This is a genomic window from Sinorhizobium chiapasense, assembly GCF_036488675.1.
GTDB classification, from domain to species: domain Bacteria; phylum Pseudomonadota; class Alphaproteobacteria; order Rhizobiales; family Rhizobiaceae; genus Sinorhizobium; species Sinorhizobium chiapasense.
Genome location: NZ_CP133152.1, coordinates 131,756 through 152,746, shown reverse-complemented (window position 1 = coordinate 152,746; position 20,991 = coordinate 131,756). Strand labels below are relative to the sequence as shown.

General features: G+C 62.9%; 18 protein-coding genes. 2 read left to right on the top strand and 16 right to left on the bottom strand.

Annotated features, from left to right (window positions below; genetic code table 11):
• Positions 1 to 38: 38 nt before the first annotated feature.
• The 14 genes from nuoG to RB548_RS25355 form a co-directional block, all read right to left on the bottom strand.
• Positions 39 to 2,609: an NADH-quinone oxidoreductase subunit NuoG gene (gene nuoG, locus RB548_RS25420; protein ID WP_331376534.1), complete on the bottom strand. Its 2,571-nt coding sequence runs from the start codon at positions 2,607 to 2,609 to the stop codon at positions 39 to 41.
• A 21-nt stretch (positions 2,610 to 2,630) separates the two neighbouring features.
• The gene (gene nuoF / locus RB548_RS25415) at positions 2,631 to 3,896 is read right to left on the bottom strand and encodes an NADH-quinone oxidoreductase subunit NuoF (protein ID WP_331376533.1); all 1,266 of its coding nucleotides are present in this window, start codon (positions 3,894 to 3,896) and stop codon (positions 2,631 to 2,633) included.
• A 4-nt stretch (positions 3,897 to 3,900) separates the two neighbouring features.
• Positions 3,901 to 4,413 (bottom strand): NADH-quinone oxidoreductase subunit NuoE, encoded by a 513-nt coding sequence (nuoE, locus tag RB548_RS25410; RefSeq protein ID WP_331376532.1) that lies wholly within the window; start codon positions 4,411 to 4,413, stop codon positions 3,901 to 3,903.
• A gap of 14 nt (positions 4,414 to 4,427) precedes the next feature.
• Complete coding sequence (gene nuoD, locus RB548_RS25405; protein ID WP_408642490.1) at positions 4,428 to 5,621, bottom strand: NADH dehydrogenase (quinone) subunit D; 1,194 nt, start codon at positions 5,619 to 5,621, stop codon at positions 4,428 to 4,430.
• A 106-nt stretch (positions 5,622 to 5,727) separates the two neighbouring features.
• Positions 5,728 to 6,264: an NADH-quinone oxidoreductase subunit C gene (locus tag RB548_RS25400; RefSeq protein WP_331376530.1), complete on the bottom strand. Its 537-nt coding sequence runs from the start codon at positions 6,262 to 6,264 to the stop codon at positions 5,728 to 5,730.
• Positions 6,261 to 6,764, bottom strand: coding sequence for a NuoB/complex I 20 kDa subunit family protein (locus RB548_RS25395; RefSeq protein WP_331376529.1), 504 nt, complete (start codon positions 6,762 to 6,764; stop codon positions 6,261 to 6,263). Before RB548_RS25395 ends, RB548_RS25400 begins: the two co-directional genes overlap by 4 nt.
• Positions 6,752 to 7,117 carry an NADH-quinone oxidoreductase subunit A gene (locus RB548_RS25390; protein ID WP_331376528.1) on the bottom strand — a complete coding sequence of 122 codons (366 nt, stop codon included), beginning with the start codon at positions 7,115 to 7,117 and terminating at the stop codon, positions 6,752 to 6,754. The genes RB548_RS25395 and RB548_RS25390 overlap by 13 nt, the downstream gene beginning before the upstream one ends.
• Before the next feature lie 297 nt (positions 7,118 to 7,414).
• Positions 7,415 to 8,854, bottom strand: coding sequence for an NADH-quinone oxidoreductase subunit N (locus tag RB548_RS25385; protein WP_331376527.1), 1,440 nt, complete (start codon positions 8,852 to 8,854; stop codon positions 7,415 to 7,417).
• Complete coding sequence (locus RB548_RS25380; protein WP_331376526.1) at positions 8,851 to 10,326, bottom strand: NADH-quinone oxidoreductase subunit M; 1,476 nt, start codon at positions 10,324 to 10,326, stop codon at positions 8,851 to 8,853. Before RB548_RS25380 ends, RB548_RS25385 begins: the two co-directional genes overlap by 4 nt.
• A gap of 8 nt (positions 10,327 to 10,334) precedes the next feature.
• Positions 10,335 to 12,110 (bottom strand): Na(+)/H(+) antiporter subunit D, encoded by a 1,776-nt coding sequence (locus RB548_RS25375; RefSeq protein ID WP_331376525.1) that lies wholly within the window; start codon positions 12,108 to 12,110, stop codon positions 10,335 to 10,337.
• Positions 12,103 to 12,357 (bottom strand): hypothetical protein, encoded by a 255-nt coding sequence (locus tag RB548_RS25370; RefSeq protein WP_331376524.1) that lies wholly within the window; start codon positions 12,355 to 12,357, stop codon positions 12,103 to 12,105. The genes RB548_RS25375 and RB548_RS25370 overlap by 8 nt, the downstream gene beginning before the upstream one ends.
• Positions 12,354 to 13,817, bottom strand: coding sequence for a monovalent cation/H+ antiporter subunit D family protein (locus tag RB548_RS25365; RefSeq protein ID WP_331376523.1), 1,464 nt, complete (start codon positions 13,815 to 13,817; stop codon positions 12,354 to 12,356). The genes RB548_RS25370 and RB548_RS25365 overlap by 4 nt, the downstream gene beginning before the upstream one ends.
• A 4-nt stretch (positions 13,818 to 13,821) precedes the next feature.
• Positions 13,822 to 14,124 (bottom strand): NADH-quinone oxidoreductase subunit NuoK, encoded by a 303-nt coding sequence (gene nuoK / locus RB548_RS25360; RefSeq protein ID WP_331376522.1) that lies wholly within the window; start codon positions 14,122 to 14,124, stop codon positions 13,822 to 13,824.
• A complete protein-coding gene (locus tag RB548_RS25355; protein ID WP_331376521.1) occupies positions 14,124 to 14,624 on the bottom strand; it encodes an NADH-quinone oxidoreductase subunit J in 501 nt (166 codons plus the stop codon). The genes nuoK and RB548_RS25355 overlap by 1 nt, the downstream gene beginning before the upstream one ends.
• A gap of 562 nt (positions 14,625 to 15,186) precedes the next feature.
• On the opposite strand from RB548_RS25355, the gene RB548_RS25350 reads away from it, so the two are divergent.
• Positions 15,187 to 17,454 carry a PBP1A family penicillin-binding protein gene (locus RB548_RS25350; protein ID WP_331376520.1) on the top strand — a complete coding sequence of 756 codons (2,268 nt, stop codon included), beginning with the start codon at positions 15,187 to 15,189 and terminating at the stop codon, positions 17,452 to 17,454.
• 213 nt (positions 17,455 to 17,667) lie between these two features.
• On the opposite strand, the gene RB548_RS25345 is transcribed toward RB548_RS25350, so the two are convergent.
• Positions 17,668 to 17,883, bottom strand: coding sequence for a hypothetical protein (locus tag RB548_RS25345; RefSeq protein ID WP_331376519.1), 216 nt, complete (start codon positions 17,881 to 17,883; stop codon positions 17,668 to 17,670).
• A gap of 626 nt (positions 17,884 to 18,509) precedes the next feature.
• Between RB548_RS25345 and RB548_RS25340 the strand changes: the two genes are divergently transcribed.
• The gene (locus tag RB548_RS25340) at positions 18,510 to 18,917 is read left to right on the top strand and encodes a DUF1236 domain-containing protein (RefSeq protein ID WP_331376518.1); all 408 of its coding nucleotides are present in this window, start codon (positions 18,510 to 18,512) and stop codon (positions 18,915 to 18,917) included.
• 94 nt (positions 18,918 to 19,011) lie between these two features.
• Here RB548_RS25340 and RB548_RS25335 read toward each other — a convergent pair whose 3' ends face one another.
• Positions 19,012 to 20,955 carry a DUF5054 domain-containing protein gene (locus RB548_RS25335; RefSeq protein WP_331376517.1) on the bottom strand — a complete coding sequence of 648 codons (1,944 nt, stop codon included), beginning with the start codon at positions 20,953 to 20,955 and terminating at the stop codon, positions 19,012 to 19,014.
• Positions 20,956 to 20,991: the final 36 nt, after the last annotated feature.

Sequence of the window (20,991 nt, the reverse complement as noted above, 5' to 3'; positions counted from 1 at the left end):
CTCCGCACAATACCCGGCCGGTCGTCACAACGATCCAATCAAATCCGATCTCGCTCAAAAGCAGAGCCGGTGGACGCGGCGCTCTCGAAGACCGGCGCGGCCTCGCGCACCTCCACCGGACATGGATATTCGCCCCGCCGCATCAGGCTGTTGAGGCGCAGCGCCCTGTAGTTTTCGGGAACGAACACGAGGCCGCTTGGGAAGCGCCGGTTGACCTTGAGCTTCGCCGTCAGTACGCCCTGAGCGGATCGCACCACCACTTGATCCTGATCCGAAAGGCCAAGCGCGGCGGCATCCTCAGCGCTCATTTCGACGTAGGGGTCATCCGCAACGCTATTCAGGATTTCCGACCGTTCGGAAAGATATCCGTTGTGGAACAGGCAGTTGCCGGTCACCAGCACGAGCCGGTCCGTAGATTTCGGGGCAGGCGGCGCCGGGAAGAACCTGACAGCCGCGGGTAGTGCCGCCGCCTTGGTGAAGGCACCGTCGGCGCCGAACCCGTCCTGCGTCAACCCCTGATAGGCTGGAACGAGCCGGGCGATCTCGTGGAAAATCTCGGCCGGCGTCGATGGCAGCAGCGGTTCTTTGCGAAGCGCCGCGACGAAGTCGAAGATCGCCAGATTGCCCCGCGCCTCGAAGGCCGGTTCGCGGAATTTGCGAACGCTCTGGACGCGGCCCTCGTTGTTGGTGAAGGTGCCGGCCTCCTCGCCGAAACCCGCTGCCGGCAGGACGACCTCCGCCAGGCCTGCCGTCTCCGTGAGGAAAGTGTCCTGCACGATCAGGAGATCGGCGCCGCCGAGTGCGTGGGTCACGAAATCGCGGTCGGGGTAGGCGATCAGCGGGTCGGTTCCGGCGATATAGAGCACGCCCATCCGCCCGTCGACGCAGAGGTCCAGCATGGCGTCGAGACCGGCGCCCGGTTCAGACGGGATCCCGGCGCCCCAGGCCCGTTCGAGAGTTGTGCGCGCCGCATCGCCGGCGACCGCGCTGTGCCCCGGCAGCGCCGCCGGCAGAACCCCCATGTCCCAGGCGCCCATCTGGTTGGCGCGGTCGAAGAGAAACTGCATCGCCGGACCCTTGCCGAGCAGGTGGAGAACCTGCAGCAGGTTGTTGAGTTGCTGCAGCGTCGCGCGCGCTTCGGGCGATCTGAGGAGCTCGATGCTGACGAGCACGGTGACACTGCGGCTCTCCTTGAGTGCCGAGGCCAGGCGATCCGGCTCTTCCCGTTTGGTGGCCGCGCTTTCCTCGCCGATATCGGCAGGAACGTCGCCCGGCAAGGCGTCCGCAGCCATAAGCGCTGCCACCATCGCCGCAAGGCTTGCCGCCTCTCCGCCCGGCCGCACCCGAACCACCGCGCGGGCATCGGCCTCCAGACGGGATGGCCGTGCCGAGAGCATGAGCAAGTGGGTCTGCCGCCGTCGCGCGGCATCCCTGAGCAGGTATTCGGTAACCGGGTTTTCTTCCGTCACGTTCCCGCCGATCACGAGCACGCAGTCGTTGCCGATCACCTCTTGCAGCGGCGCGCGGGTATAGAAGCCCGCTATAAGCGGTCCGAGCGCATCGAGAGGCGTAGACCAGCGCGACGAACAGTCGATGTTGTTGGTGCGGAACACCGTCCGTATCAGCTTCTGGAACTGATAGAGCACCTCGTTGGGCAGGCGCGCAGACGCAAGCCCGCCCGCGGCCTTGCCCTCGACAGCCGAGAGCCGCCGGCTGAGGTAATCCCCGGCCTCAGCCCAGGAAACCGGAGTGAGCGCGCCGTCACGACGGATCATCGGTCGCTTGATCCGGTCTCGGCTCTCAATGAAGTCGAGGCCGAAGCGCCCACGCACGCAGAGCGTTTCTCGGTTGACCCCGTGCTCCCAGTCGGAGCGGACCCGCATGAACTCGCCCTTGCGCGCGCCGACGGTCAGTTGGCAGCCGGTGCCGCAATGCGGACAAATGGTGTCGGTCTCGTTAAGATCCCAGGGCCGGGCCTTATAGCGATAGGGGAAGCTCATCAGCGCGCCGACCGGGCAGACCTCGACGCAGTTGCCGCACTGGTCGCAGCTTGCAAGGCTGCCCTCGAAACCGGTGACGGCAGTATCCATCCCCTTTTCGACCGTTCCCAAAGCGACCGCGCCGACGACCTCTTCACACATCCTGACGCAGCGTTGGCACTGGATGCAGCGGTTGACGTTCATGATGATGACCGGGCTCAGACGGATGTCCTTCGAGTGGAACACGCGTTTGGGATCGCGAAACTCGCTTCTGCGGGGTCCGTATGCCATTACCATGTCCTGCAGCTCGCACTCTCCGCCCTTGTCGCAGATCGGGCAGTCGAGCGGGTGGTTGGCGAGCAGCATGTCGAGCATGGAAGAGCGCGTTTCCTCGATCAGGGGCGTGTTGGTCCTGACCACCATGCCGTCGGTGACCACGGTCGCGCAGGACGGTTGCAACCGCCTGAGCCCTTCGATCTCAACCAGGCACATGCGGCACGAGGCAAGTGCCGGCAGCCGTTTCCAGTAGCAGAAGGTCGGGATGTCGATGCCCAAACGCTCGGCGGCTTGCAGCACCGTGGAGCCGGCCTCAACTTGCAGCGTTTGTCCGTCGATCGTGATACTGACCATATTTCCTCGCAGCCCGCGCCTTCAGTGGAACGGGCACCTCCCTTCCTCGATGTGGGCGACGAACTCATCGCGAAAATGCTTCAACGCAGCCCGTAATCCCATCGCCGCGCCGTCACCCAAGGCACAGAACGTATTGCCGAAAATGCCCTTGCAGAGCATGTCGAGCTGCTCGAGGTCGCCGGGCGCGCCCTCCCCGGCCTCGATCCGGCGCAGGACCTTCACGGCCCAGTTCAGACCCTCCCGGCATGGCGTGCACTTGCCACAGGACTCATGGTGGAAGAATTCGACGATCCGGGTCGCGACCTTGACCATGCAGGTGGAATCGTCGACCACGATTACGCCGGCCGAACCGAGCATCGAGCCGACGGCGGCGAGCGAATCGAAATCCATCCCCACCTCCAGCCCGCCCTCCGGAATGACCGGCGCCGAAACGCCGCCCGGGATCACCGCCTTGATCTTGCGTCCCGGCAGCGGGCCACCTGCATGCTCCTCGACCAGTTCCTTGAGCGGTATGCCCATCGGCAGCTCGTAGAGGCCGGGTTTCTTCACCTGCCCGCTGACACAGTAGAGCTTCGGGCCGGGGCTCTTGTCCGGGCCGATGCCGCGGAACCAGGCAGCGCCCCGCGTCACGATATGCGGAACGCAGGCGAGCGTCTCGACATTGTTGATCACCGTGGGGCTGGCGTAGAGCCCGGCCACGGCCGGAAACGGCGGTTTCAATCGCGGCTGCGCGCGCTTGCCCTCGAGCGACTCGAGCATCGCGGTCTCCTCGCCGCAGATATAGGCGCCGGCGCCACAGTGGATGTGGACGGTGAAGTTGAAATCCGTGCCCAGAATGCGCCTTCCCAGATATCCCTTTTCGTGAGCCTCGGCGATCGCCTGCTCCAGGCGACGGATTGCCGTCACATATTCTCCGCGAATGTAGACATAGGCGGTTTCGGCCCCGATCGCGTAGGCGCTGACCGCCAGCCCCTCGATGAGCTGGTGGGGGTCGCGCTCCATGATGATCCGGTCCTTGAAGGTACCAGGCTCGCCCTCGTCGGCGTTGCAGCACAGATATTTCGGCTTGTCGGCCCCCTTCGGCACGAAGCTCCATTTCATGCCGGTCGGGAATCCCGCGCCGCCGCGACCGCGCAGGCTGGATTGTTTGACGAGCTCGACGACTTCGTCAGGCTTGTACTCGCTGAGCACCTTCCTGAGCGCCTGATAGCCGCCGCCAGCCTCATAGGCCGACAGCAAATGACTATCCGGCCTGTCGATATTCTTGAGAAGAACCGGCTCGAACATGGCGCTACTCTCCCGGCGACGGCTGAGAAGCGTGCTCGACGGCCGCCACCCGCCCCGCCGCAGCCCGAAGACTTTCCAAAAGGGCGTCCAGCCGCGCGACATCAAGATTGCCGTGGTAATCGTCGCCGACCTGCATCACCGGGGCCAACTCGCAGGCGCCGAGGCATTCGACGGTCGAAAGGGTGAAGAGCCCGTCCGCCGTGGTGTCGCCCTTCCTGATGCCGAGCGCCGCCTCCATATGCTTCAGGAGGTTCTCCGATCCGCACAGCATGCAGGAGACATTGTCGCAGAGTTGCAGATGGAACCTGCCGACCGGCTCGGTGTGGAAGAGCGTGTAAAAGGTCGCCAGCTCGTAGACCCAGATCCGCTCGACGCCGAGGATGTCGGCGACCTCCTCCAGCACGGGACCGGGCAGATGGCCATGCTCCTTCTGTGCGATCACAAGCGCCGGCATGATCGCCGAGCGCTGGTCCGGATACGCCGCCGCCGCCTGTTCGATTTTTTCGCGCATGCTCATCGCGTCCAAATCTCCTACTTGTCCACCTCCGCCATCACCGGGTCGAGGCTGCCCAGCACCGCGATCATGTCCGCCAGGTAGCGGGCGTTGCTGACGCCGAAGAGCGCCTGAAGATTGACGAACGAGGGCGCCCGCACCTTCATGCGGAAGGGTTTGGGCGACCCGTCGCTGATGATGTAGAAGCCGAGCTCGCCCTTTGGCGCCTCGATCGCCGAATAGACCTCGCCGGCCGGCACGTTGAAGCCATAGGCCGACAGGTCGAAATGCTGGATCAGCGCCTCCATCGAACAGTGCACCCGTTCCTTGTCCACCGGGAAGGCGATCGTCGGCATGTCGATCTGGAACGGCCCCTCGGGCATCTGGGCGAGACATTGCTCGATGATGCGGATGCTTTCACGCATCTCGTCGACCCGACACCGCCAGCGCGCGTAGCAATCGCCCTCGTCGCGGGTGATGACGTTGAAATCGAGGCGGTCGTAGATTTCGTAAGGCTCGTCGCGCCGAATGTCCCAGTCGACACCGGAAGCACGCAGGTTCGGACCGCTTAGGCCCAGGTCGATCGCGTCCTCGCCGGAGATCACGCCGATGCCTTCCGTGCGATTGAGGAACACCCGGTTATCTTCGAGCAATCGCTCATAATCGCGGATCCGGCTCGGGAAGATGTCGCAGAACTCCCTGATCTTCGGAAGGAAGCCGTCGGGCAGGTCTTCGCGCACCCCGCCAACCCTGCAGAAGGAAGTGTGCATGCGCGCGCCGGTGATCATTTCCAGGAGGTCCATGATCATTTCGCGTTCGCGCATGACGTAAAGCAGCGCGGTCATGGCGCCGAGGTCCATCGGCAGCGCGCCGGTGATCAGGAGATGGCCGGAGATCCGCGCCAGTTCGGCCATCAGCACGCGGATATATTGCGCGCGGATCGGCGCTTCGATCCCCAGGAGCTTTTCCACCGCCAGCGCGAAGGCGAGGTTGTTCGAGGGCGGACAGAGATAGTCGAGCCGGTCTGTCAGCGGGAAGATCTGGGTGTAGGTAAAACTCTCCGCCAGTTTCTCGGTGCCGCGGTGGAGATAGCCGATATGCGGATCCACGCGCTCGACATACTCGCCATCCAGCTCGAGGACGAGTCGCAGCACCCCGTGGGTGCTCGGATGCTGCGGGCCGAGATTGAGAAGCACTTCCTTGGTATTGAGCGCTTCGCCTTGCGGCCTCATGAGCTCGGTGACTTCGGTCATCTCAGGTCTCCGGTGCGGTGCGGCCTCCTTTGAATCAGTCGAGCGCGATGGGCGGAAAACCGCCCACACTTTTCTTCATCCCGCTCTAGGGAATGTCCTTGGTGGCAAGGTCCGGCTGCGTCGGCGGCGGGCCTTCGGCGCCAAACGGGTTCAGCTTGTCCTTGTAGCCCCGGAGCGGAAAGTCCTTGCGCTGCGGGAAGCCCTCGAACCCTTCCCACATATAGATCCGGCGCAGGTCGGGATGCCCCGTAAACCGGATGCCGTACATGTCCCAGGCCTCGCGCTCGTGCCAGTTGGCGGTGCGCCAAACGCCGGTGACCGAGGGAACCTCAGGGGGATCGCCAAGTCGGCACTTGATGCGGATCCGCCATTTGTTCGGCAGCGAATAGAGGTGGTAGACGGCCTCGTAGCGCGGCGTTTCAGGATAGTGATCGACCCCGCAGATATCCGAAAGGAAATTGAATTTGAGCGCCGGATCTTCTTTCAGAAACCGACAGAAATCGACGATCTTCTCAGGAGGAACAGCAAAGGCATCAATGCCGTGCGAGGTGCCGAGGTCCTCGATTTCTCCCCCGAAGCGCTCCGTGATCGGAGCGCGGTTGAGAGACGGTTCCAAACTCATGACGCTACAACCCTACCCAGAGGCGTTCCCGTCAACGCGCGGGACTTCTTGATCTTTTCTTGCAACAGGAGGAAGCCGTGCATCAGCGCCTCGGGCCGCGGTGGGCAGCCCGGCACATGCACGTCGACCGGAACGAAGGTTTCCGACCCCTGAACCACGGCGTAGGTGTTGTAGACCCCGCCCGAAATAGCGCAGGTGCCCATGGCGATCACCCAGCGCGGTTCCGGCATCTGGTCGTAGAGCCGCCTGACGACCGGCGCGAATTTCCGCGTCACGGTGCCGGCGATGATCATCACGTCGGACTGGCGCGGCGAAGGCCGGAACACCACGCCGAACCGGTCGAGATCATAGCGGGCGCAACCGGCCGAGATCATCTCGATGGCGCAGCAGGCAATGCCGAAGGTCTCCGGCCACAATGCCGACCGCCGGCTCCAGCTGACGATGCTGTCGGCGGTGGTGAACAGCACGCTGTCGCGGATCGCGTTTCCTACTCCTCCCATTCAAGCGCTCCCTTTAGCCAGGCGTAGGCGAAACCTACGAGAAGCAGCACGATGAAAACGAACATCTCGACAAAACCGACCAGCCCGATCTCTTTCAGCACGACGGCCCAGGGAAAGAGGAACATCGTCTCGACGTCGAAGACGACCAGCAGGATGGCGAGGATATAGAACTGCACCCGGAAGCGGCCTCCCGCGGCCTCGCCCGCAGGGTCCATGCCGCATTCATAGGGCATGTTCTTTGCCGGATAGGGGTTGGAGGGGCGCAGCAGCGAGGAAACAAAAAGCGTCACCCCCGCCACCAGAACAATTCCGGCGACCATGAGAAGAACCGGCAGGAATTCCATTGCCGTCATATCATCACGCCCCGCTCAACCAACGAGGGCTTTGCTCAGTCGCGATATGGGGCCGGTGATGTCGTCGCCCCGAAAGCGACCTGGGCAGTCCTCCGAAGAGTCTATTCCGTCGGGCGGATCATTGCAAATCCAATCGATTCTAAACATTTAGCGCGGGATGCGGGCGGAAAACCGCGCACTTTTCCGCATCCCGTTCTAGAGCGCCGTGCGTTCAAGTGAACGCACAAAGGACGCTCTAGCACTTTGATTCTAGAGCATCTTATCCGCTTTCAGTGATTCCACTGAAAGCGGGATGCTCTAGCCGCCAGCCGCCGACTGTTGCGCAAACCCAAGGAACCACGCCGGAAATAGCCCGATACCGATGGTGCCGAGGGCGGTGAAGGCGAGCGTGGCGCGCACCATGGGTGTCAGCGCCGGGTCGAACACCCTCTCCGGCTCGCGCATGTAGATCACCATGACGATGCGGATGTAAAAGTAGGCGGCAACGGCGCTCAAGAGCACGGCGATCACCGCCAGCACGACGAACCCGCGCTCCACGAGTGCGACCAGCACGTAGAACTTGGCGAAGAAGCCGGCCGTCGGCGGAATGCCCGCAAGCGAGAAGAGATAGATGAGCATCAGAAGCGCGAGCCCCGGATGCGACTTGGCGAACCCCGCATAGTCGTTAATGACCTCGCCTGAGAAATCGCCGTTTCGCATCATGATGACGGCGCCGAAAATGCCGAGATTCATGAAAGCATAGATCAACAGGTAGAGCATCACGCTGGCGACCCCGTCCTGGCCGCCTGCCACCACGCCGAAAATGGCGAAGCCGGCATGGGCGATGCTGGAATAGGCGAGCAGCCGCTTGAAATTATCCTGCACCAGCGCCACGAAACTGCCGAGCGCCATCGTTACCACGGCGATGACCGCGACGATGATCCAGACGTCCGAAGCGGCGACCAGAGGGTTGAGGAAGACCCTGAGGATCACCGCGAACCCCGCCGCCTTTGGCCCCACCGACATGAAGGCGGTGATGGTCGTCGGCGCGCCTTCATAGACGTCCGGCACCCACATATGGAACGGCACCGCGCCAACCTTGAAGACCAGCCCGGCAACAATGAAGACCACCGCCAGAAGCAATCCGGGATCGAGCGGATTGCCGGTCACCGCCTGCGCCATCGCATTGAGTTGCGTCGTGCCGGTCAGCCCATAGATCAGCGAGACCCCATACAGGAAAATCCCGGTCGAGACCGCGCCAAGGATCACGTATTTCAACGCCGCTTCGTTCGAGCGTCGCTCGCGCCGCAGGAAGCCGGTCAGCACGTAGGTGCAGAGCACCATCAGTTCGAGCCCCACATAGATCGACAGAAGATCCGTCGCCGAGGCCATGATCATCATTCCGAAAAGCGCGAAGAGCAGCAGGACATAGTATTCGCTGCTCGCGATCCCTTCGATATCGGCATATTTTCGCGACAGGAGGAATGTCAGGATGGTGGCCAGGTAGAACACGAGCTTGAAAAAGACTGCGAAGCGGTCGGCGATGAACATGCCGGAGTAGGCCGGCCGCACCTCGCTCGCCAGCAGGAGCGTCGCCAGGGCTGCGATCAGCACGACCGCGACGGACGCCGAGACAAGGAAATGTTCCTGCCCCTTGCGCACAAGCTGACCCAGGATCAGGAGGACGCAGGCCCCGGTTACCACGACGATTTCGGGCAGGCTTGCTATGATCGATTGGAAGAGCGCGGCGTCGGTCATTGGCCGCTCCCCTCGCCATGCACCTCTGCCAGCAGATGTTTCACCGAGACGTCGATGATATCGAGGAAGGGTTTTGGATAGAGCCCGACCCAGAGCACGAAGACGGCGAGCGGCAAGATCGCCACCATCTCGCGGGCGTTCACGTCGCGGATCTTGAACCGGGCGCTGACGCTGGCCGGACCGAGCGCCACTCTCCGATACATGCCAAGCAGATAGGCCGCGCCGAGCGTTGCGCCCAAGACGGCGGCCGCGCCGACGGCGAGGTTGGCCGCAAACCCGCCCGACAGCACCAGCAGCTCACCTACGAACGAATTCGTTCCTGGCAGCGCCATCGACGACAGCGTGAACAGCGCAAGAAACACGGCATAGACCGGCGCCACCTTCATCAGCCCGCCATAGTCGGCGATGCTGCGGGTATGGGTCCGCTCGTAGATCAGGCCGACGAACAGAAACAGCGCGCCCGTCGTCACGCCGTGATTGAACATCTGCAGGATGCCCCCCTCGAGCCCCCGGAGGTTTAACGCAAAAATTCCCATCGTCACGAAGCCCATGTGGCTGATGCTCGAATAGGCCACCAGCTTCTTCAGGTCATCCTGCGCGAGCGCAAGCAGCCCGCCGTAGACGATGGCGAGCGCCGACAGCGCCAGCATCAGCGGCGAAAAATACACCGACGCCTCCGGCAGCATCGGCAGCGAGAAGCGCAGGAAACCGTAGGCGCCCATCTTCAGGAGCACGCCGGCAAGGATGATGCTGCCCGCTGTCGGCGCCTGCACATGGGCGTCCGGGAGCCACGTATGGACCGGGACCATCGGCACCTTGACGGCAAAGGCGATCAGGAAGGCGAAGAACAGCCAGGCCTGGACCGGGAACGGCAAGTCCCGCGCCGTCAAAGCGAGGATGTCGAAGGTCTCGCCGCCATGAAAATAGAGCGCGATGACGCCGATGAGGAACAGGAGACTGCCCGCCAGCGTGTAAAGGAAAAACTTGAAAGCCGCATAGACGCGGCCCTCGCCGCCCCAGACGCCGATGATCAGGTACATGGGGATCAGCATCGCCTCCCAGCACACATAGAACAGGAACAGGTCGAGCGCCGAGAACACGCCCAACATCAGCGCCTGCATGGCGAGCAGGCTGACCATGAACGCCTTCACCTTGCGCTCGATCGCAACCCAGGAGGCGAGCACCGAGACCGCGCCGAGCAGCGCGGTCAGGAAAACGAAGAGCGCGCTGATCCCGTCGACGCCGAGCGCATAGGTGATCCCGAGCGCGGGCACCCACGGAACCGTCTCGGTGAATTGCATCTCGTGGGTCGTCGTGTCGAAGCCGGCCAGCAGCGCGATCGAGAGGGCGAGGTCGAGGATCGTGACGACGAGCGCTGTCCAGCGCACCGCGTCATCGCTGCGGAGAAACATCAGAACCGCCGCCCCGGCGGCTGGTGTGAATAGGATGAGACTGAGCAGCGGAAATCCCATCGCACCCCCTATCGCCACACCACGGCGAAAACGACGATAGCCGCGATCACGCCGGCGATCATGGCCAGCGCGTAGTGAGTCACGACGCCGGTCTGCAGCCGCCTCAGCGCCCCGCCGCCGGTAAGGATCGAACGGGCAACGCCGTTGACGACACCATCCACACCATTAAGGTCGAGCCGCAGGCCCGCCCGCGCCGAACCGTGCAGGAAGGGCAGCACCGCCGTCTCCGACACATCGCTCACCGCCTTCTCGTAGCGCGCCAGCGGCTTTTCGGCGAGCCACATGAAGCCTCGCGCGCCCTTGCGGTAGAACCAATCCGTATCGAGGCTGATTGTGTTCTCGGGATCGAGCGCTCGCAGGAAGATGACGAAGCCCAATGCAGTAAACATCAGGATTCCGAGGCTCTCGGTCACATGGGCACCCGTATAGGGCTCGAAGTCGACCGGATAGGGCAGGAGCGCGTAAAGCGGTCCGGGGAACACCCCGATCGCAATGCAGAGCGCTGCCGCCATGCCCATCGCAACGAGCATGTTGCGGGGTGGCTCCCGCGCCTCCAGCTTCCGGTCCGTGCCGAAAAACATGTAATAGGGCAGCTTGAGCCCGGTATGCAGGAACGTCCCCGACGAGGCCATCGTGAGTGCCAGCATCACCAGCGCACGATGATCGTGACCCGCAGCCGCCACCACCATCGACTTGGTGACGAAGCCCGAGAAAAATGGAAACGCCGAGATCGCGAAGGCGCCGACCATGTAGAGCGCCACGGTCAGCGGCATGGTCCTGTAGAGCCCGCCGAGTTCGGTGAGCTTGCGCCGGCCGGTGACGTGGATCACCGCGCCGGCCCCCATGAACAGGAGCCCCTTGTAGAGGATATGAGCGAAGGCATGGCTGGTGGCTCCGTTCACCGCCATCTCGGTCCCGATGCCGACGCCTGCCACCATGTAGCCCACCTGGCTGACGATGTGATAGGCAAGCAGCCGCCGAGAGTCGTTCTCGAGCACCGCGTAGACGACACCGTAAAGCGCCATCACCGTGCCCAGCCAGACCAGAAGCTCTGTCCCCGGAAAGGCTCGCGCCAGCACATAGACGGCGGTCTTGGTGGTAAACGCGCTCATGAACACCGCTCCGGTGACGGTCGCTTCCGGATAGGTGTCGGTGAGCCAGGCGTTGAGCGGCGGTACGGCGGCATTCAGCAGGAAACCGGCAAGGATTAGATAAGCACCGGCGCCCATCCCCCCATCCATCGGCCCCCCCTCGATCGGCCCAAAGAGCAGCGATCCGGCAGCGGCCCCATGGACAAGGATGCCTCCGAGCAGGGCGACGCCGCCGGTGACGTGGACCATGAGATAGCGGAATGCGGCGCGTGTCGCTTTCTCGCCGCCCTGGGCGAAAACCAGATAGGCCGAGGCGAACGCCATGCCCTCCCAGAAGAGGTAGAGGGTCAGGTAATCGCCGGCGAACACCACGCCGAGCGCGCTGCCGACATAGACGAACGCCGCCACGTGTTGGCCGGCGCGCGTGAGATGCAGCGCGTAAACCACGCCGATCAGGGCCATGATGGTGAAAACGGTGGCAAAGACGATGCTGAGCCTGTCGACCTTCGCAATCAGGATCCCCTGCCCGATGAACGTCGCCGCGCCGTAGCTGCCCGGCGGCATGGCGAGCACGGCGAAGATCGCCAGGAGCGGGATCAGCACCAGATAGACCCTGCGGATTGTCCCCTTCAGGAACGGGATCGGCACAGCGCCAAGAATGAACAGGAGGGCGGGATGGACGAAGTCAGTCATAATAGTCCTCGCGCCGCATGAGCCCGCCCTGATGGCCGAGAAACTTGGAAACGAAAATCAGAAGCACGCAGGAGCCGAAGCCGTAGACCGCCGACCAGCCAGGCAGGCGCTCCCAGAGGTATTCGGCATGCTCGCGAGAGACCAGAAAGTCGGCGACGACGATCAGAACGAGCACCAGATAGAACAGCCGGCGGCGGCGTATCGCGTGTCTCTCGTCGCCAAAGAAATCGACGATGCGCTCGATCATCTGATCACTCCCTCCGCCAATACGAGGAAATAGCCGGGGAAGACGCCCATCAGCACCGACAGGATTGCGGTCGCAACCAGCGGAATCGTCACCAGCGGAATCTCGCGAACCTTCGCCGGGCCCTCTGGCGCCTCCGCCCCGAAAAAGGCGACATAGCTGACCGGGAGGAAATAGGCGGCATTCAGCACCGAACTCGCCAGCAGCACGATCAGGAACGCGACCTCCCCCGCCTGAACCGAGCCGAGCGTCAGATACCACTTGCTGACGAAGCCCGCGGTCGGCGGCACGCCGATCATGCTGAGCGAGGCGACGAAGAACGCACCCATCGTCCAGGGCAGCCTGCGGCCGATACCGGCCATGTCGCTGATGTTGCGCTTGCCGGACGCGCAATAGATCGACCCGGCGCAGAAGAAGAGCGTGATCTTGGAGAAGGCGTGCGCCGCGATGTGGATGATTCCGCCGACCATCGCGACCGGCGACAACAGCACCGCGCCCAGCACCACGTAGGAGAGCTGGCTGACCGTCGAATAGGCGAGCCGCGCCTTGAGGTCATCCCGCGTCAGCGCGTAGACGGATGCCATCAGGATCGTGAACGAGACCAGATAGGCCGTGGCGATGCCCAGTCCCAGCCCGCCCACCAGCCCCACGCCGAAGACATGGAACACCACCCTCAGCACACAGAAGACGCCCATCTTGACCACGGCCACTGCATGCAGGAGCGCGCTGACCGGCGTCGGCGCGACCATCGCGGCAGGCAGCCAGGCATGCATCGGCATCACCGCGGCCTTGGCGAAGCCGAAGAGATAGCAGAAATAGACGACCGTCAGCAGAGCCGCCGGGGCACTGGCGCCCGCGAGCAGTCCGCCGGGCAAGAAGTCGAGCGACCCGGCGATGTGGTAGGTCAGCGCCAAGGCGGCGAGAAGCACGCTTTTCGAAGCCCCCATCAGATAGACGAGGTACTTGCGGCTGCCCTTCCACCCCTCTTCGTCCTCGTGGTGGTAGACGAGCGGATAGGTGACGAGGCTCAGCACCTCGTAGAAGATCACCAGCGTGAACAGATTGGCGGCAAAGGCACCCCCGACGGCCGCCGCGAGGCTCATGGCGAAGCAGGCGAAGAACCGGGTCTGCGCGTGCTCATGCAAGTGCCGCATGTAGCCGATGGAATAGACCGCCGCCACGATCCACAAGAGCGACGAGACGGTGGCAAACACCATGCCGAGCGCATCGACGCGGAAAGCGAAATCGATCCCCGGCAGGATCTCGAAGAGACGCAGTTCGACGGTTCCGCCCGCGAGCACCTTCGGCGCCATCGAGGCGACGATCGCGAACATGACGATCGCGGCCAGCGGCGAGACGAGATCGCGGAGTTTTTCGCGCTTGTTCAGCAGGAGAACCGAAAGGGCCGCCAGCCCGGCAACGGCGACGGCAAGCAGCGGCCGGATCGAGATCACCGGTTCCAAGCCGCTATCCTTTCATCACGGTCACGTCGTCGACCTTGAGGGTGGCCTTGTTCCTCACGAGGGCGACCAGGATGCCAAGGGCGACGGCTACCTCCGCAGCGGTAGTTGCGATGACGAAGATCGCGAAGATCTGCCCGCGGAAATCTGCGTAGTAACGCCCGAAAGCGATGAAGTTGATGTTGACCGAGTTGAGCAACAACTCCAGCGACATCAGGACGACCAGAATATTGCGCCTGAGCAGTACGCCCGCCGCCCCGATCACGAACAGGGCAACTCCGAGCAAAATATACCACGAGAGCGGAACCATCACCCCGGCTCCTTCCGCGCCAGTACGATCGCGCCGACAAGGGCGGCCAGCAGGATGACGGAGGCGGCTTCGAACGGCAGGAGATAGTCGGCGAAAAGGGTGGTGCTGAGCTCTCTCACCTCATCGCCGCCACGGATGGCGACAGGTTCCGCCATCGAAAAGCGGTCGCTCCAGAGCACCAGTACAAGCATCTCGACGCCGAGCAGGACGAGCAGCACGAGAGCCGGCAGGTTGCCGCCCGGCAAGAACCGCTGCAATACCGCTTCGCGCACATCGATCATCATGATCACGAACAGGAACAGGACCATGATCGCGCCGACATAGACGAAGATCTGGATGACCGCGAGCAATGGCGCCCCGAGCAGGACGAAGATTGCCGAGACCTGCAGGAAACACGCCATCAGGGCCAATGCGCTGTGAACGGGATTGCGCGCCAGGACCACAGTCAGGGCCGTGATCACGGACACCGCAGCGAACAGAAGAAAGAACCCCTGAGCCATTGACGCCGACCCCTCCCACGCGAACTGTCACTCGGCGCGAGGCGGCCGGACTGCGATAGCTCCGCACTTCGGGTGCATTCACAAATTGTGCCCTAGTATAGGATTTTTCACAAGATTATTGACATCGGCCGAGCAAACCAGGGCAGTCCGGACCTGGCACAGGCACCGTGCCTCGAACGGGCGCTCGACCCCACCAACCGGCACCCTGCGAACAGATGGATCATACCTCTTTTCGAAGGCCGCCTCTGGAAGCCGGCTCTCGGTTCATGCCGTCCGGCCAGCAGATAGCGCAGGGGCAGCGTCGAGAAAGCCGCCGTCGACCTGACGGCATCACTCGTCTGGCTCTTCGCAATTTCTGCCATAGAGCTCCAATAGAGTATCATCGCATCCCGTCAGCGGCGCAGCAGTGGTCATTCTTGCACCTGTCGTTGGCAACCTCTTGCCCGGCCAATGCGTTCCGCGCGACAAGCAAGGCGATCCGAACCGAAGCGAGGATATCGGAAGGGTCGCGTCGCGCGCCTCATGACGGCGTTGGCGCAGTCGTTTGGAAAAGAGTTCACGCATGGCGGACAACAACGCCGCTCCGGGTGGAGGCGCGGAAAACCAGGGGCCAGAGTCATCCGGGCCCAGCATCGAAGCGGCAGGAAGCTCCGATGGCGCAGCGTTTGCGCGCACGGGCAGAGCGCTTGCAGAAATCGGCCGGGCGTTGCTGAGACTTGGACAGGCCGTGCGTCACGATGCGGCTGGCGCGACCTCCCAGCTCGCTGAAAAGCTTGATGGCAACAGGCGCCGGCAGCGACTGCGAGAGACGGAGGTCCCGGACGCAAGGCAGAACGCTGCCGGCTTGGCTGGAGCCCTTTGGACAGGCCTCCGGCGCCGGCGTTCGTTGGACGTATCTGCTCGCCCAGCGGGTGCGCGCAGCAGGCGCGTAGGCTTGGCGCGCGGCGCGGCGATTGCGAGCGCAGTATTGCTTGCCTCGCTGATCGTCCTTTTCTCGTGGGCGTTGAGGGGCGTGCCGTGGGACGAGATTGCCGATGGTTCATTGAAGCCGGTGGTGGTGCTTGAAACGTCTGCCGGCAAGCCGCTGGTGACCCAAGGGCCGCTTCAGGGCCCCTATGCGGCCCGAGAAGATTTCCCGCCGCATCTCATCGATGCCGTGCTCACCAGGGAGGATCGGCGTTTCTATGGGCACTTCGGCATCGATCTGAGGGGCATTCTTCGTGCGCTTTACACGAATGTCGGTGCAGGCGAAGTCGTGCAAGGCGGCAGCACGATCACGCAGCAACTGGTCAAGATCCTCTATCTGGAGCGAGACCGCACCTGGAAGCGGAAGATCCAGGAAGCAGTCATCGCCTTTTGGCTGGAGCGCAAACTCGGCAAGGACGAGATCCTCACGCGATACCTGAACAACATCTATCTTGGTGCCGGCGCGACGGGCGTCCCGGCCGCCGCCCGCATTTACTTCGACAAGGACGTACGGGAACTCAATGTCAGTGAATCAGCGATGCTTGCGGGCATTATCCGTGCGCCCTCGCAGCTCAATCCCATAAGCAACCCGGACGGCGCGCGCCGGCAGGCGGAACTCGTGCTCGATGCCATGATCACGAGCGGCAAGGTAACCGCGGAGCAGGCCAAGACCGCGACTGCGGAACTGCGTCCGGTAAAGCCTGCAACACGGTCCGGCAGCTGGTTTGCGGACTGGGTGATGCAGGAGGCGCGCGAGCTTGCGGGCCCCTATCGGGGCACGATCAAGGTCAGAACGACGATGGTGCCGCGGCTGCAAGCGATCGCCGAAAAGGTGGTTGCCGAGGCACTCGAGCAGGCAGGCAAAGACGCGGGCGTGCAGCAGGCCGCCTTGGTGGCGATGACCCCGGAGGGCGCTGTGGTCGCCATGGTCGGCGGGCGTGATTATTCGAAAAGCACGTTTAACCGCGCAGTCTCGGCGATGCGCCAACCGGGCTCTGCCTTCAAGCTCTTTGTCTACTATGCCGCCCTGAAGGCCGGCCTCACTCCTTTCGACTGGGTTGAAGATGCGCCGATGGAGATCGACGGCTGGTCTCCGGAAAACTACGACCGCGGCTATCGCGGGCAAGTCAGTATAGCAGAGGCGTTCGCGCGATCGCTGAACGCCGCGACGGTGGCCCTGGCGATGGAGGTTGGGATCGACAAGGTTATCGCCGCCGCTCGCGAATTGGGGATCGACGCCAAACTTGCTGAAACGCCGAGCCTGGCCCTCGGCTCATCGGAGGTGAACCTGCTTGATCTTACCGGCGCCTACGCCTCCGTCCGGGCGGGCGCGGCCCCGGTCGAGCCGTGGGGCATAGTATCCTTCCGAGCCGATGGCGAGCCCCGCGCGTTCCGCCTGGGCGCTCCCAAGCACCCCACCACCGATCTCCGCCAATATCAGCCGGATCTGGTCGGTTTGTTGCGGCTGGTCGTCGAACGAGGCACCGGCCGGGAGGCCGATCTCGGGATGTTTGCAGCGGGCAAGACGGGCACCAGCCAGAACCATCGCGATGCCTGGTTCATCGGCTTTAACGAACGGCTGGTCGTTGGAGTTTGGGTCGGTAATGACGACGAGACGCCCATGAACGAGGTGACAGGCGGCAAGCTGCCGGCGCAAATCTGGCGGAACTTCATGAGCGCAGCATCGGCCGCGGGCGACGAAAGTGCGCCCAGCGAGTCCGATACGACGATGAGTTCCGCAGATGACGGCGGGGCGCCTGCGTCCTGCAATGTTCACGCCTGCGCACGCGCCTATCGCTCGTTCCGGCCGTACGACTGCACGTTTCAGCCTTACACGGGGCCTCGTCGGATTTGCGAAAAATAACCCGCCCGCAACCTCGCAACCGGCTGCCGGAAACAAGTCAAGGCCTCGAAATCGGGGACCAAACGACGGTCCTTCCGTCGTTACCGCTGGATGGCTGGATCGATGCCGGGATTAGAGCAATTCCAGGAAAAGTGTGTAACGGTTTTCCGTCCGGAATTGCGTAATTTCAAAGAGTTAGACTATTTCAGTGTTTCAAAGAAACAATGAAATAGTCTAGGACTTCCGCCTGGCGATGGCTTGCATGTCTTCCAGTTTGAGATCATCGATCGCCGATAGAGCCTCCTCGGTGGACCAGCCGGCGCGCATGGCCGCGGCAACGAGCTTGGCCTCCGCTTCCTGTTCGAGGTGCAGATAAAGCAACTCCAATGCCTCGCGGGCGGTCACGATGTGCTCGTCGGGAGTGACAATGGAGTGAGGCTGCTGTGACATCGCACTTCCTCCCTTGTTGTTGTCGTCCCTGTTATTGTCCCTATTAATGCAATTAATGCAATGCAGGGGCGGCTGGCGGCTCCTCGTCCGCCGCGGAATTGTCGCCCCCCGTCAAAAAGGAATAGGGCGCTCAACCCATTGAGGGGAGCGCCCTATTCGACCCGGAGATGTTTTACGGCCAGACCAACCGTCGGCTCGAAAACGCCTCGATACGGGCAGTGTGCGATAGATGGGTCTTGACCAGCTGGTTTCAAGGCCCGATCGACCAAAATTGCTTCCCAAACCCCTAGCCCGCATACTTCCTTGCAGGTCGAGACGGTCCCGCTGATGCCTCTTCCCGGGAGCCGGCCTTGGGATCCGGCCCAAATGAGATTCAAAAGGGGTTCCGGCAATGTCGTATCGCCGTTTCCTTCACCCAGATGATCGTCAAACCACGCGATACAGGCGGTGTGTTATGTAATGTTGTAAAAAATTCGCATCGAATCACGCGAACGGCAGAATATATCTGTGCGACATTTTTAAAATATAGTTTTCACGTTTTATTTTAGTCTTTAACATTTCACAAATACGCGGAACAAAGCCACATGCCCGGCGTTTTATCCTCCACAGAAGAAGGAGGATTAATCATGAGTGCTAAAATTCTTCTGGTGCCCGCCCTTGCTGCCGGACTCATGGCAGCACCTGCGTTGGCATATGACCATAATGACGGCGCCGTGACCGGTGCCGCAGGCGGCGCCGTGACCGGTGCGATCGTCGGAGGCCCGGTAGGCGCCGCTGTCGGCGGCGCGGTTGGCCTCATCGCCGGTGCCGTCATCGCGCCTCCGCCGCAGCAGGTGGTTACTTATGTGCAGCGACAGCCGATGCCGGCGAATACGGTCGTTGTTCGAGAGCGTATCGCAGTCGGCCGGCCGCTTCCACGGACCGTTGCTCTGACGCCGATCCCCGAGAATCCGACCTATGCCTACGCGGTCGTGAACAATCAGCGCGTCATCGTTGATCCGAGGACCTATACGGTAGTGCAGGTTATTCAGTAGGCCACCGACGCTCCCCGCTCTTTCAACAGCGGGGAGCGCCTTCGTTTCCGTCCTCCCACACTGATCCGCAGCATGTTCCGGCGTGCGCCGCCTTTCAACTGTCAATGCGAATTTGGAAGCGGCTCATGAAATCACCCTCCCACCACATCGGGAAATTGGTGCCCCATTTGTTGTTGTGGAGATTGAACGCGAGCCCTGTCTGATAGGCCGGCGGCCTGTCGGGGAACTCCATGAAGGGCTGTCCGGACGGTCCCATGAGCGGCGAGTCGAGCGGTTCGATCGTCATATGCCCGCCGCCGACAAAGGCTGCCCGCGCAGCGAAGATCGCTTGTAACGCTCCGCCACCCCGCCGCACCGTGCGCGCCGCCTTCTGCCAGAGCCCGGTCTTCAAAAATTCCCAGCCGACGGCCCCCTTCGGAACAATGTCGATGAACCCCGCTTCCGGCATCCGGTTGGCGGGCTTGCCGCGCAGCACCACCGCGAGTTCCACGCCGTCACCCATCGGCTGCACGACATAATCCACCCGGGCGGGGGCGCCGAGTTGTTCCTGAGCCGCGCCGGAAAACCGGCAGGCGACCACAAGCCGACTGCCATCTCTTGCGACGCCGATCAATTGCGGCCTGAAGGAAGCCGACCGCGCCGTCTGCGCCTGGTCGAGCCCCGGCTTGCCATGATCGAGGATCGCCCATTCCGGCCGATCGGTGAGGTAGCTGTCCATGAACCGGGCCAGATCGGCGGCGTCATAGCCCTCATAACGGTAGCCGAACAGCCGTCCGTCTCCTTCGAGCCGCCAGTTGCCCACAGCAAGCGCCAGGATGTCACCGGTCTCGCGGTCGAGCTCCACCTCCATGTCGCCCATCGCGACCTTGCCCGTCGGCGCCAACGGCTGGACGTCGATCGCAGCCGGCACCTCAGTCTGTTTGAGTGCCTCCTCCGCTCGCCTGCGGTCGTCCGCCGAAAGCGCCTCGACCGCCTGGCCGACATAGGTCCGCTGCTCGCCCCAGGAAGCTTCGGTGTAGCGGAAGCGGTAGTCGCCTTCCCTGATCGCCTCGAAGGTCGGCCGGTCCCAGGCCGTTTCGTCGCGCAGAAACGTCTTGATATCGACACCGCAGGTATGCTCGGCCACCAGCGTCAGCTTGCGCCCGAAGTCGCACCGCGCCGGCGAGAGCCCCTCCACCTCGAAGGAGTCATAGAGCCGCTGCAAGGCCCGGAACTGCGCGATCTTTGTGGGATCGCTGGCGCTGCCGTGGATCCAGCTGTCGCCGAGCTCCACGTCCACCACCGGGAAGCGCTCGCGGTGCTCCCACAGGAATGCGCCATAGTCCTCAAGGGTGCCTGCGCGGATCTCTGCGCCCGGATGCCGGTGGCTCATTTCCCGCAGCACTTCCACCACCTGATGAATCTGCTGCGGCCCGATATTGTCGCTGGTGTGGGCAAAGCCCAGGCCCTCGGAAAGCCCTTCGGGCAGGTGCGTTGCGCCGTAGCTCTGCTGGTACATGACGACGATCTCCTCGCCGCCCGGGGCTTGCCATCGAAAGATTTCGGGAACGTCAGGAGGAGGACAGGCGGTGTTGACGCCGATGTGCAGGAACTTCAGTCCCGCCTCAGCCATCAAAGGCACAATTCCGCGCGTATGGCCGGGCACGTCCGTCATTTTTGCAGCGATCGTCTGCCGACCGAAGCGGCGGTCGAGCTCGGCCGCATAGGAAAGCCCGGCCCGGAAGAGAGCGGGACTCATGAGCTCCGAATGGGTGGTGAACGGCAAGCCGTGCCAACGGATCACCCCCTTCTCGATCGCCCTTTCAAGCCGCGCCACCTCCTCGGCCGAACGCGTATTGAGGTGGTCCCAGATGAGCCAGGCGCCGGTCGTCCAGATGAACTTCGGGTTTTGCGGGTCCTCGGCGTAAAAATGCTCGCCCGTCGCGATCGCCTGCGGGATGAAGCGCTCGTGATAGAGCCGCCGCACGTTTTCCGCATGGTCGGTGAAGCCGATATCGAGATGGGTCTTGAAGACCAGGTGGATGCGTCGAGCGGTCAATGCACTGCCTTTGTGCTTGGAGTGTGTAACGGCTTT

What these genes read in the sequence shown, in the direction of transcription:
- nuoG (WP_331376534.1), bottom strand. Translation starts at nt 2,609, where the DNA reads ATGGTCAGTATCACGATCGACGGACAAACGCTGCAAGTTGAGGCCGGC.
- nuoF (WP_331376533.1), bottom strand. Translation starts at nt 3,896, where the DNA reads ATGTTCGAGCCGGTTCTTCTCAAGAATATCGACAGGCCGGATAGTCAT.
- nuoE (WP_331376532.1), bottom strand. Translation starts at nt 4,413, where the DNA reads ATGAGCATGCGCGAAAAAATCGAACAGGCGGCGGCGGCGTATCCGGAC.
- nuoD (WP_408642490.1), bottom strand. Translation starts at nt 5,621, where the DNA reads ATGAGGCCGCAAGGCGAAGCGCTCAATACCAAGGAAGTGCTTCTCAAT.
- RB548_RS25400 (WP_331376530.1), bottom strand. Translation starts at nt 6,264, where the DNA reads ATGAGTTTGGAACCGTCTCTCAACCGCGCTCCGATCACGGAGCGCTTC.
- RB548_RS25395 (WP_331376529.1), bottom strand. Translation starts at nt 6,764, where the DNA reads ATGGGAGGAGTAGGAAACGCGATCCGCGACAGCGTGCTGTTCACCACC.
- RB548_RS25390 (WP_331376528.1), bottom strand. Translation starts at nt 7,117, where the DNA reads ATGACGGCAATGGAATTCCTGCCGGTTCTTCTCATGGTCGCCGGAATT.
- RB548_RS25385 (WP_331376527.1), bottom strand. Translation starts at nt 8,854, where the DNA reads ATGACCGACGCCGCGCTCTTCCAATCGATCATAGCAAGCCTGCCCGAA.
- RB548_RS25380 (WP_331376526.1), bottom strand. Translation starts at nt 10,326, where the DNA reads ATGGGATTTCCGCTGCTCAGTCTCATCCTATTCACACCAGCCGCCGGG.
- RB548_RS25375 (WP_331376525.1), bottom strand. Translation starts at nt 12,110, where the DNA reads ATGACTGACTTCGTCCATCCCGCCCTCCTGTTCATTCTTGGCGCTGTG.
- RB548_RS25370 (WP_331376524.1), bottom strand. Translation starts at nt 12,357, where the DNA reads ATGATCGAGCGCATCGTCGATTTCTTTGGCGACGAGAGACACGCGATA.
- nuoK (WP_331376522.1), bottom strand. Translation starts at nt 14,124, where the DNA reads ATGGTTCCGCTCTCGTGGTATATTTTGCTCGGAGTTGCCCTGTTCGTG.
- RB548_RS25355 (WP_331376521.1), bottom strand. Translation starts at nt 14,624, where the DNA reads ATGGCTCAGGGGTTCTTTCTTCTGTTCGCTGCGGTGTCCGTGATCACG.
- RB548_RS25350 (WP_331376520.1), top strand. Translation starts at nt 15,187, where the DNA reads ATGGCGGACAACAACGCCGCTCCGGGTGGAGGCGCGGAAAACCAGGGG.
- RB548_RS25345 (WP_331376519.1), bottom strand. Translation starts at nt 17,883, where the DNA reads ATGTCACAGCAGCCTCACTCCATTGTCACTCCCGACGAGCACATCGTG.
- RB548_RS25340 (WP_331376518.1), top strand. Translation starts at nt 18,510, where the DNA reads ATGAGTGCTAAAATTCTTCTGGTGCCCGCCCTTGCTGCCGGACTCATG.